This window comes from Acidipropionibacterium thoenii DSM 20276 (genome assembly GCF_000423445.1).
Taxonomy (GTDB): domain Bacteria; phylum Actinomycetota; class Actinomycetes; order Propionibacteriales; family Propionibacteriaceae; genus Acidipropionibacterium; species Acidipropionibacterium thoenii.
In genome coordinates this window covers 102,525-115,757 of sequence record NZ_KE384019.1, presented here as the reverse complement: position 1 = coordinate 115,757, position 13,233 = coordinate 102,525, and the positions used below count along the sequence as shown (strand labels likewise).

Here is a 13,233-nt window from a genome sequence, read left to right as displayed (position 1 = left end):
ATCACGGACCCCCCGGGACCACGCCATTGCGTCATCTGCTACGCCGCCGAAAACCTTCATCGGTACCCTCCCAAGAGTCCCATGCTGTCCATGCGGCCACCCAACGCCAGCGCCAGGAGGTGGCGCCAGTTCCGTCCACCGGGGTCAGGGATGTCCCGCACAGTGGTGTGGCACGGTAGCCGAGATCTCTCTCGGAGATCGCGCGGGTCGGTCGCTGCCCGGTGACAACCCTGCGCACCCGAGGCGACGAGCGGCTCAGATGCCGGAGCCTTCACTCGGCTCGAGTGGATCTTCCAGGACGCCCACGACCAGACGTCTTGGCAGACGACACCGTCGGCGGGCGCATCATCAAGGCTGTCTGAGACGGAACCACCTTCACGAAGGCCTCGGACTCACGGTCCCCCTGGTGATGACCGACAACGACGCCTGCCTATGATCAGCTCTGCCGCAGGACGTCGAACGGATCCATCCGGGACACCCTGCGAGCTGAGTAGAGTCCAGCAGGGCCGTCGACCAGCAGGCCAGCAACATCGCTGATGACTGCGAGACGCAAGCACAGGAAGACCATCCGCTGTTCAGCCCAGCAGGTCAACACAACTATGACCGTCCCCAGGTCGGCACCTGCGCGAACCCGCGCCCACAGCGTGAAGCGGCCGGCACCGAGTAGTTCCGAACAAAGTCCCACCGGACCGCACTCACCTCGATTGTCCGCCGCCACGGGCATCAGACGATCGATGTCTGCCGCGTCTGCCTCCCCAATCACCGGCTGTGCAGCTCGCCGGCAGAACTCCCATCCGGACCGATTCCAGAACGGCCAACGAGCCGGACAACCACATCCTCCCCCCACCGCCTCGATCATCAACCATTCCCCGACCGGCTTGCGCTCTCTACTTGATCAAGCGCTACTCTCCACCTGTGAACGCGGGGGGACTGAAGCGACTTCGAGCGAGACTCCGCACCTTCGAGAGTATCGTGACCGCGGTCGCAGCCGCGATCGCAATCCTGTTCATTGCAGTGCTGATGACAGCGCCTCCTCGGCACGGTGCAGAGGTCGCGCCGTTCGCCTTGGAGATCGCCCTGTGTACCGCGGCGGCCTTCTCTGGCCGCTGGCCGCTCCTGGCCGGATGCGTGGCCATGGCCTTCCAGGGAGCATTGCTCCTCTTTCCAGGTACTGACTCGACATTCGCCACCCTCGCGGGCCTGCTTCCGGTGGCCAGTTGCAGCGCCCTCGGGCGGTGGCGATCAGGAGCCTCCCTCACGCTCGCGTACTTGACGCTGAGTTGCATCGCAGAGACCCGTGCTGTTCCTCCTCAGTCACTCAGGAGAGTGGTCTTCGCCACTTTCGGATGGGCATTCATCCTTTCCCTGACATGGTTGACAACATTCGGTTTTCATCAGCTTCAACGCGCACTGAAGTACAAGTACGCATCCCAGCGACAACAGCAGCAACAGATCATCGCTCGCCAGTTGCACGACACAGCCTTGCAGTCGTTGTCCCGGATCTCGCTCATTGCGGCCTCCGCCGATGCGTCCGCCCAGCCTGACCCGAACATCCGAGGCTCCCTCGAGAAGGTGGGCGATCTCGCTCGCGCCACCGCCGATGATCTCAACGAGATCCTGATCGCCCTCCGGGATCCGGATCCCGATCTCGACTCGGCCTTCCTCAACCACTCCCCCCTCCAAGAAGTCCTGGACTCAGCAGCCGAGTCACTCCGCGGCGATGGATTCCAACCCGTGGTAGTGGGCTCAGCGACCGGCTTGGCGCTCAGCCCGGCGTGCCATGGCTGCCTGGTGGCTGGGATCCGCGAAGCGGCGCGAAACATCGCCAAGCACGGAGCCCCAGGGATCTGCACGCTGCGCCTCACCGTCAATGCAGAGCGACGCTCGGTCACGTTCACCGCTGCGAATCAACTCGCCACCGGTCGCCAGGAGTCACGTGTCGGCGGACACGGCCTCATTGGCATGCGAGAGCGAGTCGCGATCCTCAACGGACGATTCAGTAGCATGAGGAGCACATCTGATCCCACGACATGGCTGACATCGCTCTCCCTACCGATTGGAGGTGATTCCCATGACTCGTCCGATCACCGTAGTCATCGTCGATGACGACTTCATCGTCCGCGACTCATTGATGTCACTACTGAACGCAACCTCAGGAATTCATCCAGTCGCCGCATTCGGAAACGGAGATCATGCGATTCGATATGCCTCCGAGCATTCCGCAGATGTTTATCTTGTGGACCTCGCCATAGGTGAGACCAATGGATATGACACCACCGCTCAACTTCATTCCATCTCACCATCATCATCGATCGTGATTCTGACAAACAGTTCCAGTGCCAGTGCCGAGATCGCCGTCAGTGCTCTCGGGGCATCCGCCTATTTGCGGAAGACAGCAAATCCCTCTGCAATAGTCTCAACTATTCAGAACTTGGGTCGACGGATCACCAACTCGAGCGAGCCACCACCCGGGACCGAAGACAGACTATTCCCCGTGCCAGAACTCACCGAACGCGAACACCAGGTCCTCACCCTTCTCGGTCACGGCCTCTCCAACAGGGAGATTGAGGAGAACCTATTCCTCAGCAGCTCCGCGATAAAGAAGCACATGTCGGCTCTGTTCAAGAAATTCGAGACACAATCTCGCCTGGAAGTAGTTGTCAAGGCAGCCGAGCTCGGAATGATTCGCCTTGCAACACTGAGAGATTGGAGCTCAGACGACAAGAGGGAAAGCTAGGAAATAGGTTGCAGAAGGAGTTTTCAGGCCCTTGACTGGGAGGGGCCAAGAAAGTGACAGTCAAGAAAAGAACAATACCTGCAGTGTAGGTTCTCCACGAACGCATGTCGGTCGCCTTCCAAGAGACGGTTGCAGAGTAGTACACGCCCCGATCGACGGCCTCGTACACTAGGCAGACGTGACTGCCATCAAGCCCTACCCCGTGAGTCCCCGTCTCGACGTCCCCGCATCCATCCCTCGGCCCCCCTATGTCGGCCTGGGCGATGTCGATGAGGACTACCAGGGCTCCCATGTGCAGACCCCCGAGGTGATCGAGGCCATGAAGGAGGCCGGCCGGATCGCCTGCGGTGCGATGCACGAGGCGGGCAAGGCAGTGGCCCCCGGCGTCACCACCGACGCCCTGGACAGGATCGCCCACGAGTACATGTGTGACCACGGCGCCTACCCGTCGAGCCTGGACTACCGCAACTACCCCAAGTCGATCTGCACCTCGGTCAACGAGGTGATCTGCCACGGCATCCCCGATGCCCGCCCGCTGGAGGACGGTGACATCGTCAAGATCGACGTCACCGCCTACAAGAACGGCGTCCACGGCGACAACTGCTACACCTTCCTGTGCGGTGATGTCGACCAGGCCTCCCGCGACCTGGTGACGCACACCCAGGAGTCGATGAACCGGGCCATCAAGGCGGTCCGGCCCGGCCGCTCGATCTCCATCATCGGGCGGATCATCGAGAACTACGCCAAGCGGTTCGGCTACGGCGTGGTCCACGACTACACCGGCCACGGCGTCCACACCGCCTTCCACTCCGGTCTGATCGTCTTCCACTACGACGAGCCCCGCTACGACGTCACCCTGGAGGAGGGCATGACGCTGACGATCGAGCCGATGCTCACCCTGGGCGACTACCACTCCCACCAGTGGGACGACGGTTGGACGGTCATCACCAATGACGGCTCCCGGTGCGCCCAGTTCGAGCAGACCATGGTGATCCGCGCCGACGGCGCCGAGATCCTCACCACCCTGGACTGAGTACTCGCGGGGACCACCCGGCTCAGACCGCCGCCCGCCTGGATCTCTGCACCCGGGGATCGGGCACCGGGACAGCGGCCACGAGCCGTCTGGTGTAGTCCTCGCGGGGATGGGCCAGCACCTGGTCGGTGGGCCCCTCCTCGACCACCCTTCCCGCACTGAGAACCAGGGTCCGGGCGGCGACCTGCTCCACCACCGCCAGATCGTGGGACACGAACAGGCAGGCGAACTCCAACTCGGCCTGCAGGGAGGCGAGCAGGTCGAGCACCACGGCCTGTACCGAGACATCCAGTGCGCTGGTCGGCTCATCGGCGATCACCAGGCGCGGCCGCAGGGCCAGGGCGCGGGCGATGGCGACCCGCTGACGCTGCCCGCCACTCATCTCGTGGGGGTATCGCTCGGCCATCGAGACCGGCAGCCGAACCTGGTCCAGCAGTTCTCGGACCCTGGCCCGCCGCTGGGCGGACTCCATATCGGCATGGAGCATCAGGGGTTCGGCGATGGAGGCCCCCACGGTGCGTCGGGGGTTCAGCGCCGAGGCCGGGTTCTGGTAGACCACGCCGGTCTGACGCCGCACCGGCAGCAGCTCCCGGCGGGAGGCTCCCGCCACCTCGACACCGTCGACCCTCACCGAACCCGAGGTCACCGGCACCATCCCGGTCAGCGTGCCGGCGATAGTGGACTTCCCCGATCCGGACTCCCCCACCAGGCCGAGCACCTCCCCGGCGGCGATGGACAGCGAGACCCCGCGCACCGCATGCACGGGCCGTCGCCCGCGGGCCTTGTAGACCACATCGAGGTTGGCGACCTCCACCACCGGGGTTGGCCGGGGGCCGGCCGGTTCCGGCTCCACCACGTCCGGGGCCTCGCGCAGCGCGTCGAGTCGGGGCACGGCCCCCAGCAGTTCCCGGGTGTAGGGATGGCTCGGTCGACTGAAGATCTCGTCGACCCCGCCTCGCTCGACGATGCGACCGTGCCTCATCACGGCCACCTCATCGGCGATGTCAGCCACCACGCCCATGTCGTGGGTGATGAGCAGCACGGCCATCCCCTCACCGGTCAGTGTTCGGAGCAGGTCGAGGATCCCCGCCTGGACTGTGACATCCAGTGCAGTGGTGGGTTCGTCGGCGACGATCACAAGCGGGTCGCAGGCCAGTGCCAGGGCGATGCAGGCGCGCTGCTGCTGCCCACCGGACAGTTGGTGGGGGTAGGAGGAGGCGATCCGCTCGACCTCCGCCAGCCCGACCCGGGTCAGAAGCTCCGCGACCCGCTCCCTCAGCCGGGAGCGCGAGATCCCTCGACGATCGCCATGGGCTCTGATGGCCTCGCTGATCTGCGACCTGATGGTGAGCAACGGGTCCAGAGCACTGGCCGGCTCCTGAAAGATGGTGCCCACCAGACGGCCACGAGCGTCGTCGAGCACGGGGCGGGCAGCTCCCACGAGTTCCACCTGCGAGGTGGCACCCCCTGTGTCATCGGATCGGTTGAGCAGCGCCGAGCCGCTCACTCGGGCGGTCGGGGGCAGCAGACCGAGGCTGCCGAGCGCGGTGACCGATTTCCCGGAACCCGACTCCCCGACCAGGGCGAGCACCCGGCCGGGAACCAGCTCCAGATCGACCTCCTCCGAGGCCGCCACCGGGGAGCCACTGAAGTGCACCGACAGGTCGCGCAGCCTCAGCACCGGCTCATCGGAGCGGGCCGACTCCGAAGTGCCGGCCTGCTGCCCTCCGATCATCAGGCGGTCACTCCCACAGTGAGGTAGTTCGGGTAGGAGGGGAAGGGGTTGACGAAGAAATTCGTCACCCCGGAACCGTGCAGGAAGGAGTTGCGACGGTAGACCAATGGGACTGCCGGGACATCCTGGGCGATCCGCTTGTCGATGGCGGGCCACTTCGACTTCGCCTGCTCCACCGACAGAGCGGCGGCCTCGGAGAGCAACGTGTCCACCTCCGAATTGCGATAGCGGGACACGTTGTAACCGCCGGAGCCGATCTCACTGGAGGCGAACAGCGGCTGCAGGTTGGCGTTGGCAGAGGGGTAGTCCGGGTTCCACGATCCGATCGTCAGGTCGTATCCCGAGCCATTGCCCTGAGTGGCACGCTCCGTCCAGGTGTCGCTCTCCACCGGACTGATGGTCACCGTGACACCCACCTTCTGCAGAGACTGCTGCACCGCCTGGGAGATCGCCAGCGAGGCCTCGTCATTCGGTGTGAGCAGCACGAGCTTTCCGACCTTCTTGCCCTTGAGCAGCTGTTCCGCCCGGCTGGTGGAGGTCGGGAAGAGGTCGTACACCTGACGCCCCGGAATACCCGGCGTGATGTAAGTGGTCGCCACGGCAGCACCGAGGGTTCCACCCAACGCCGTCTGGACGGCCTTCTTGTCGACGGCGTAGGCGATGGCCCGCCGCACATCGAGGTCGGTGACCCGCTCGACATTGATGGCCAGGTAGTTCAGAGGCCCAGCGCTGGCGGTCGCCAGCCTGGCCTTCGCCGACGGGTTGCCGGTCACCTGGGCCAGCTGGGCGGCGGCGACCCGATCGGCCCCGAAGGCATTCCGATCGGCTCCCGAGTCGGCGATGAGCCGCTGGGATGCGACCGACTCGTCCTGCCCCAGGGAGAACACGACGGTCTCGGGCAGGGCCGTGCGCACCTCATCGACGGAGGAGCTCCACCTCGGGTTGCGCTTGAGGGTCACCTCGACCCCCTGCTTGTACTCGGCGACCCGGTAGGGCCCCGAGGCCACTGGCTTGCGGGTGTAGCTGGCGGGATTGTCACCGGCGGGAACCGGGGCGAAGGCCGGGGTGGAGGCGATCCAGGGCCAGTCGCCATAGGGCTTCGTCAGGTGAAACACGATGGTCTTGGCATCGGGGGTCTCTACCGATGCCAGGTGCTTGCCCTGATAGGGCCCGGTGTACCCCTTGGTCCCGGCCAGCAGTGCCTTGTGGTAGCCGAGGCCACCTGACAGCGAGTCGGCGAAGGTCCGTTCAATGCCGTGCTTGATCTGGGTGGACGTGATCGCAGACCCGTCCTCGGCGACCAGACCGTCCTTGAGGACGTAGGTCCAGGTCAGGCCGTCGGCCGACACCTTTCCGGTGTCGGTGGCCAGGTCTGGCACCACGGCCGCCTCCTGACCATTGACGATTCTCCAGGTCGTGAGTCGACGGTGCACCAAGGCGAGCGATGTGACAGCCATCGACTGGCTCTTCGCAGGATCCCAGTTGATGTCGGTGGCCGACTGGAGGATGGTCAGCGTCCCGCCCTTGGTGGGAGTCGCCGAGCCGGCGCTCGAGGAGGAGCGTTCGTTGGCTCCGCAGGCTGCCAGGGCCAGGGTAAGAGCGGTGGCCCCGGTACCGGCGAGGAAGCCCCGCCGGGAGAGGGCATTCGAGGGGTGGGTGGAGTCGAACATCGGACCGTCCTTCAGAATCGGTTGGGTGAGCAGGATGAGGGGAACAAGAGGGTGTCAGACCCGTGGATCGATGGCCGCTGCGAGCACATCGGCGACCAGATTCATCAGGATGACGGCGGCCGCAGCGACCAGGGTGATGCCCATCACCAGTTGAATGTCGGTGGCACCGACAGCGTCCAGGAAGAGGGCGCCCAGGCCCTGGATCGAGAACACCTTCTCGGTGATGACCGCACCGCCGAGCAGGCCACCGAAATCCAGTGCGAAGTAGGTGAGGACAGGGACCGAGATGTTGCGCAGCACGTGGTTACCGATCACCCGGCGTTCCGGCAGACCCGCTGCCCGGGCGGTTCGGACATAGTCCTCGCCGAGATTCTCCAGCATCTCGCCGCGCACCATCCGTGCGTACACCGCCGCCGAGATGAGGGCCAGTACGGTCCATGGAAGGGCCAGGTGCCAGGCCCAGTCCACGGGACTCTGGGAGAACGGCACATAGCCCGAGACCGGGACGATGTCGGCGGTGAACCCGAACAGTAGGATCCCCAGCAGCCCGACCAGGTAGGACGGCGCGGAGACGCCGAGCACGGTCCCGGTCATGATCGCCCGGTCCAGGGTGGTGCCGCGACGCAGGGCGGAGACGATTCCGGCCGCCACCCCGATCACCATCCACAGCACGGCGGCACCGATCGCGATGGACAGGGTGATCGGGAACCTGGCCGCGATCAGTTCGGTGACCGGCGTGGACAGCCGGAAGGAGTAGCCCAGGCACGGTGCGGAGCACCTGACGATGTCGGCTCCGGAACCATAGGTGGTGCCCGTGAAGATCCCGGACAGGTAGTCCCAGAACTACAGGTACCAGCTCTTGTCGAAGCCCATGTAGGCCCGAGCTCGGGCCAGACTCTCGGGAGTGCAGGGCTTGCCGCAGGCCAGCTGCGCCGGATCGGAGGGAAACAGCTGGAAGATCGCGAAGGTGATGAAGGTGATGAGCACCAGAACCAGCAGAGTCTGGAGCAACCGGGAAGTCAGGAATCGGACGCGGTTCATCGGGTCTCACCGGTCCTGGGGTCGATGGCGTCGCGCAATCCGTCACCGAACAGATTGAAGGCGAGGGTGACGAGGAACAGTGCGGCCCCCGGGAAGAGCAGATACCAGGGATCGGTGCTCACCCAGGACACTGCTGACCCGATGGTCCGGCCCCACGACGGGGTCGGGGGTATCACTCCCACTCCGAGGAACGACAGCGCGGCCTCGGCGCCGATCTTTCCCGGGATGGAGATGGTGGTGAAGACGATGATGGTGGCGACCAGGTTGGGCAGCAGCTGGGTGACCAGTACATGGATCTCGCCGGCACCCATCGCTCGGGAGGCCTGCACGAAGACGCGTCCTCTCAGCGACATGGCGCGGCTGCGCAGGACACGGGCGGTGGACGGCCAGCCGAGGATCCCGATGATGAGGATCATCATCGGGATCCTCGGCGCGCTGGCGGGAACGATGGCGGAGATCGCGATCATGAACACCAGCTGTGGGAATCCCAGGATGACATCGGTGGCCCTGGAGGCCACGGCATCCCACCAGCCGCCGAAGTAACCCGCCGTGACCCCGATGATGATGGCGATGATCATCGACAGAATGGTGGCTCCCAGGCCGATGAAGAATGAGGTCCGGGTGCCCTCCACGACTATCGCCAGGAGATCGCGACCGGTCTGCGGCTCGACCCCGAACGGGTGTGCGGCGCTGATCCCTCCGAATCGACCGAGCGGCAGTCCGGATCCGTCGAGGGCGTCCAGGTTGTAGCTGTAAGGGTCACGTCCGCTGAGTCGGGTGATCAGTCTGGCGAACACCGCCACCACCGTGGTGAGGATGACCACCACTCCGCCGGCAACGGCCCAACGATCACGACGAAGCCGGGCCCACACGTGGTGGGAGGCGACCGGACGGCTGTCGGGGACCGGATCGGGACCGGGGCCGGAGTTCTCCTCAGCGGAACCCGCGCCCATCGACGGGGTGGACAGTGCATCGGACCGGGGAATGGTCACAGGGAGACCTCAGAGGAAGAGCAGGGCGATATGGTGGCGGGTCGCTGAATCAGCGACAGCAACAACACATCCGCACGAACATCGTCTTCCTCCTGGTATCACCCGCCGGTTGCGCCAGGTGTTGGCCGCGACACTACCAGCAGCTGAGATGCCGGCTCAAACCACAAGACGCATCGAGGCTGTGCCGGATCCCTCGGAAGCTACCGCCGGGCCGGTCGCGGGCCGTACGGCGGGAGCAGGCCCGCGAGCAGGCCCACTGCGCAGGCCACCGCGTGGTAGTCGCGCCCCACCACCATCACAGCGACGCAGCAGACCACCACCGAGGCCCATCCGGCCGCGCGGAGCCGCTGCCTGGCACACAGCGCATTGGCCGCGATCGCCGAGCCGAGCACGAAGGCCGCCATCGAGCTGCCGGCCCCGGTCGGTTGCAGATCTGGCCCCACGACCAGGTTCGAGACGATCGCACCTGCCCAGAAGGTGGTCCAGATCCGGATCCCCGACCAGTACAGCTGGGCCCCCAGCAGGACCAGCGTCAGGCAGAAGGCGTTGAACAGCAGCCCGGCCACCCCGCCGTCCTGGACCACGACGGAGGTGACCAGTCGCCAGAGCTGCCCATTGAGGATGAGTGGCCAGTCGCGCCGCAACCCCGACAGCATCGCCGGGACGAGCAACTGGACCAGGGATGGGACCAGGACGATCAGCCACAGGGCCGCGGTGGAGGCTCTGGGACGTCGCCATGGCGTCGTGTCGCCGGCCGCAGCCGTTGCCACCAGCATCACCGCCACGGCCAGGACCCAGAAGGCGACGGCGACCAGGGAACCCATCACCTGCCCGATGCTATGTGACGAAGGTCGCACAGGGACTCAGGCCGCCCCTGAGGCGCGGCCAGGACGTAGAGTGGGATGCCGGATCATGGCGCGACCGGTGGGCCCAGGTCAGGTGAGGAGGGGTGGTCGATGAGGAATCCAGCACAGTGGGACCCGGCACGGGAGAACCCGGCACAGGGCACACCGTCGACTCGCGAGCTCGGCTCCCGCAGCGCCGCGGCCAGCGGCCGAACCCAGTCCCGCGACCGCACCCACCGTCTCATCGACCTCATCGGTCGGCATGACACCCCCACCGCCGCACCGCAGCGCCGCCCCTCATCGCTGACCGTGATGAGACTGCAGGACGGGCAGATGTGCGGTACCGAGACCGTGGGCCCGGAGGTGTCCAGGCAGGCGGTCAACGGCGCCCTCAGCTACGCCGCCGAGGACCCGTCACGGGGGGTGATCCTCAGCTACGGCTCCCCCTTCCCCGAGCAGATCCGGCATCTGGAGTCGGCCTGGAGTCTGCACCCGGTGCTCGTGGAGGACCTGCTGCTGGCCGGCCAGCGACCCAAGATGGAGCGTTACGACGACGTCGTCTTCATCGTGGCGCGGATGGCTGCCTACGTCGATGAGATCGAGGACGTCCAGGTCACCGAGTACCACCTGTTGGCCCACCAGAACGTGGTGGCGATCATTCGCCAGGACGGCGACAGCCCGGCCGTCGACAACGCGGCGCGCCTGGCCCAGAACAGCGACCTGCTGAAACTGGGAGCGGACGCCGTGCTCTACTCCTTCCTGGACCTGGTGGTGGACGGCTATCTGCAGGTGCTGCGCGAGCTCGGCGTCGACCGTGATCAGATCGAGCGGCAGGTCTTCGCAGGAGACCCCCGGGTCACCGAGCGGATCTACCGGCTCAGTCGCGAGATCATCGACCTCCAGCAGTCATCCATCCCGCTGGCCGAGGTCCTGGAGGACCTGCGCGCCGGGTTCGCCAAGTACCGCACCCTGGACGCCCTTCGGGCCTATCTGCAGGATGTCTCCGACCACCTCTCGAGGGCCAACACCCGGGTGGAGGATCTGCGATCGGGGATGAGCCAGATCCTCGACGTCAACTCGATCCTGGTCACCCAGCGCCAGAACGAGGACATGAAGAAGATCTCCGGGTGGGCCGCCATCGGACTGGCGCCGACAGTGATCGGCGCCATCTACGGGATGAATTTCGACGTCATGCCCGAGCTGCACTGGAAGCTCGGCTATCCCCTCGCGCTCCTGCTGATGGTGGCATCCGGGGTCATCCTGTGGTTGGTCTTCAAGCGCAAGAACTGGATGTAGGGCACCTCGACGCCGTCCAGGAATCACTGGCCATCAGCCCGGAGGTGGCCCGGAAAGGATGTGGCGGTCGATCCACTGGGAGGTGAGGGAGCCGCTCCTGGCGACATTGAGGGTGACATCGGCCTTGAGCTGGTTACCGGTGATGGTGGCCCGGCACAGGGCCTTCATGCCCCGCTCCTGGCAGGCTCGTAGCACCGCCTCGAAGTGGGCTCCGCTCCTGGCGGTCAGCTCCCCGACGGGGCTCTCGTCGATGCGCACGCCGACCACCTCCCGCTCGCTGCGGGTCGAGCTGCGCCTGAACAGGTAGAGCTCGGCGATCGTGACGACCTGGTGCTCCTCACCCAGCTTCTGAACCAGATCGGTGAGGTGCTCCTCCTCGCCGGTCACCTGAATCGTCGCGCCGGGAGGCAACACCACATGCGGGGTCTCGATGGGCTCTCCGGGAGGCAGGATCTGGTCTTTCTCGGGCAGCCAGATGCGCACCCGCGCAGTGGGCGGGTCAGCCATCCCCACCCGCACCGAGATCCTCACCTTCAGAGAGTGCCCGCCGGCGGCCAGTTCCTCCAGCACGGGCTGGTGGCTGGTCTCCTGGGCGGTGGCCAGCCAGCCGATCTGCTGATCGTCGGCGAAGACGCCGATGCGGCCCTGCCCGGTCGGGAAGATCTCGGCCTCAAGGCCACTGAGGGTCCGCCCCGAGGTACCCGGGGGCAGTCGACCATCGGGATACAGGGCGATCAGTTCAGACAGGAAGAAGTCGCATCGGACGGCGTCCACCTTCTCGGTCGCTGACCCCCAGGCCTCGACCGGGACCGGCACCGGGAAGGCCCGCGCCGGGCCGGCCGGCAGCTCTGGGGTGGCCTCCGAGAAGTCGTAGGGCACCAGCACGTGCCCCTCGAAGCGCCCGGTGAGCTCGCCCTCCACCAGCAACTGCGAGAGCTTGCGCTTCCTGAGCTCGGCGTCGATCTTGCGGGCCACGGCATCCTGGAGGACTCCGATCCGTTGTCCCTTGGCCAGCACCACCACCGACGTGTGTCTGAAATACGGGTTGCTGGATCTGGTCAGGACGAACCTGCGGGTCTCAGCCAGCTCGGAGGGCATCGGCGCCCATGACATCCCCGAGATCGGCACGATCAGACCCTGCCGGCGTCTGATGACACCTGGCGCCTGAGTCCAGTTCACCTGGGAGCCGCGCTTGATGAGGCCCCCCTCGAACCAGATGCCGGCGGCGATGCACAGCACCAGAAACACGGCATAGAGCATCAGGAACCCCTTCCCCGGGCTGCGCAGCCTTGCTGGGGGCCCAGATTAGCGCCCGCCCTCGGTCTGTGCCGGATGCTATGGCCTGACAGTCACGGCAGTCGGCCGCAGTGTCACCAGAGCGTCAAGGGAGGGACACGAGGGCGGGCCGAGTCACCATCACGCCTGGTCAGATGGGGTTGTGGGGACGAGCCACCCTATGAGCCGGGTTCTGTACTCCCGAGGGAGCGGTGATCATCCATCTGTGAGCGCCGTTGCCGACGCCCTCCAGCCGAATGGCTGCGCAGCCTACCCGGACGCTCGGGCGGGCAGCCCTCGAACGCATCCGCGACCTCTCGGTCTTCTTGGCCTTGCTCCGGGTGGGGTTTGCCGTGCCGTCACCGTCACCGATGACGCGGTGGTCTCTTACACCGCCGTTTCACCCTTACCGGTCCGAGGACCGGCGGTCTGTTCTCTGTGGCACTGTCCCGCGGGTCACCCCGGGTGGGCGTTACCCACCACCCTGCCCTGTGGAGCCCGGACTTTCCTCGGCAGCTCGAAGCTGCCGCGATCACCCAGGTGGCTCGTCCAACCCGACAGCCTACCGCTACCCGGTCCCCTCCGTCGCCCTCCCAGGAACCCTGCCGC

At 65.9% G+C, this 13,233-nt stretch carries 10 protein-coding genes, 1 other RNA gene and 1 pseudogene; 4 read left to right on the top strand and 8 right to left on the bottom strand.

Annotated elements, in window-relative coordinates:
• The first annotated feature begins 972 nt into the window (after positions 1–972).
• The 3 genes from G554_RS0112340 (at position 973) to map (ending at position 3,770) form a co-directional block, all read left to right on the top strand.
• Entirely contained in the window at positions 973–2,106 is a 1,134-nt protein-coding gene (locus tag G554_RS0112340) for a sensor histidine kinase (RefSeq protein WP_036925738.1), read from the top strand.
• The gene (locus tag G554_RS17425) at positions 2,072–2,737 is read left to right on the top strand and encodes a response regulator transcription factor (RefSeq protein ID WP_084648531.1); all 666 of its coding nucleotides are present in this window, start codon (positions 2,072–2,074) and stop codon (positions 2,735–2,737) included. Before G554_RS0112340 ends, G554_RS17425 begins: the two co-directional genes overlap by 35 nt.
• Positions 2,738–3,029: 292 nt before the next feature.
• Positions 3,030–3,770 carry a type I methionyl aminopeptidase gene (gene map / locus G554_RS0112330; protein WP_269471513.1) on the top strand — a complete coding sequence of 247 codons (741 nt, stop codon included), beginning with the start codon at positions 3,030–3,032 and terminating at the stop codon, positions 3,768–3,770.
• A 22-nt stretch (positions 3,771–3,792) separates the two neighbouring features.
• Here the strand turns inward: map and G554_RS0112325 are convergent, their stop codons facing one another.
• The 6 genes and pseudogenes from G554_RS0112325 to G554_RS16865 form a co-directional block, all read right to left on the bottom strand.
• A complete protein-coding gene (locus G554_RS0112325) occupies positions 3,793–5,505 on the bottom strand; it encodes a dipeptide ABC transporter ATP-binding protein (RefSeq protein WP_036925732.1) in 1,713 nt (570 codons plus the stop codon).
• The gene (locus tag G554_RS0112320; RefSeq protein ID WP_027588139.1) at positions 5,505–7,175 is read right to left on the bottom strand and encodes an ABC transporter substrate-binding protein; all 1,671 of its coding nucleotides are present in this window, start codon (positions 7,173–7,175) and stop codon (positions 5,505–5,507) included. The genes G554_RS0112325 and G554_RS0112320 overlap by 1 nt, the downstream gene beginning before the upstream one ends.
• 54 nt (positions 7,176–7,229) lie before the next feature.
• Complete coding sequence (locus G554_RS18455) at positions 7,230–7,838, bottom strand: ABC transporter permease (RefSeq protein WP_245570067.1); 609 nt, start codon at positions 7,836–7,838, stop codon at positions 7,230–7,232.
• 33 nt (positions 7,839–7,871) lie between these two features.
• Positions 7,872–8,216 (bottom strand): annotated as a pseudogene (locus G554_RS18450) (ABC transporter permease); the annotation flags it as partial.
• Positions 8,213–9,208: an ABC transporter permease gene (locus tag G554_RS0112310; RefSeq protein ID WP_245570056.1), complete on the bottom strand. Its 996-nt coding sequence runs from the start codon at positions 9,206–9,208 to the stop codon at positions 8,213–8,215. The pseudogene G554_RS18450 and the gene G554_RS0112310, both read right to left, overlap by 4 nt.
• A 200-nt stretch (positions 9,209–9,408) precedes the next feature.
• A complete protein-coding gene (locus tag G554_RS16865; RefSeq protein ID WP_154654278.1) occupies positions 9,409–10,035 on the bottom strand; it encodes a hypothetical protein in 627 nt (208 codons plus the stop codon).
• Between the two features lie 129 nt (positions 10,036–10,164).
• Here G554_RS16865 and G554_RS16200 point away from each other — a divergent pair, with 129 nt between their 5' ends.
• Positions 10,165–11,349, top strand: coding sequence for a magnesium and cobalt transport protein CorA (locus tag G554_RS16200; RefSeq protein ID WP_084648530.1), 1,185 nt, complete (start codon positions 10,165–10,167; stop codon positions 11,347–11,349).
• Positions 11,350–11,382: 33 nt separating this feature from the next.
• Here G554_RS16200 and G554_RS0112295 read toward each other — a convergent pair whose 3' ends face one another.
• Together G554_RS0112295 and rnpB are read right to left on the bottom strand one after the other, a co-directional pair.
• Entirely contained in the window at positions 11,383–12,609 is a 1,227-nt protein-coding gene (locus G554_RS0112295; protein WP_027588137.1) for a hypothetical protein, read from the bottom strand.
• 181 nt (positions 12,610–12,790) lie between these two features.
• Positions 12,791–13,172: RNase P RNA component class A (rnpB, locus tag G554_RS16910), an RNA gene on the bottom strand.
• Between the last annotated feature and the right edge of the window lie 61 nt (positions 13,173–13,233).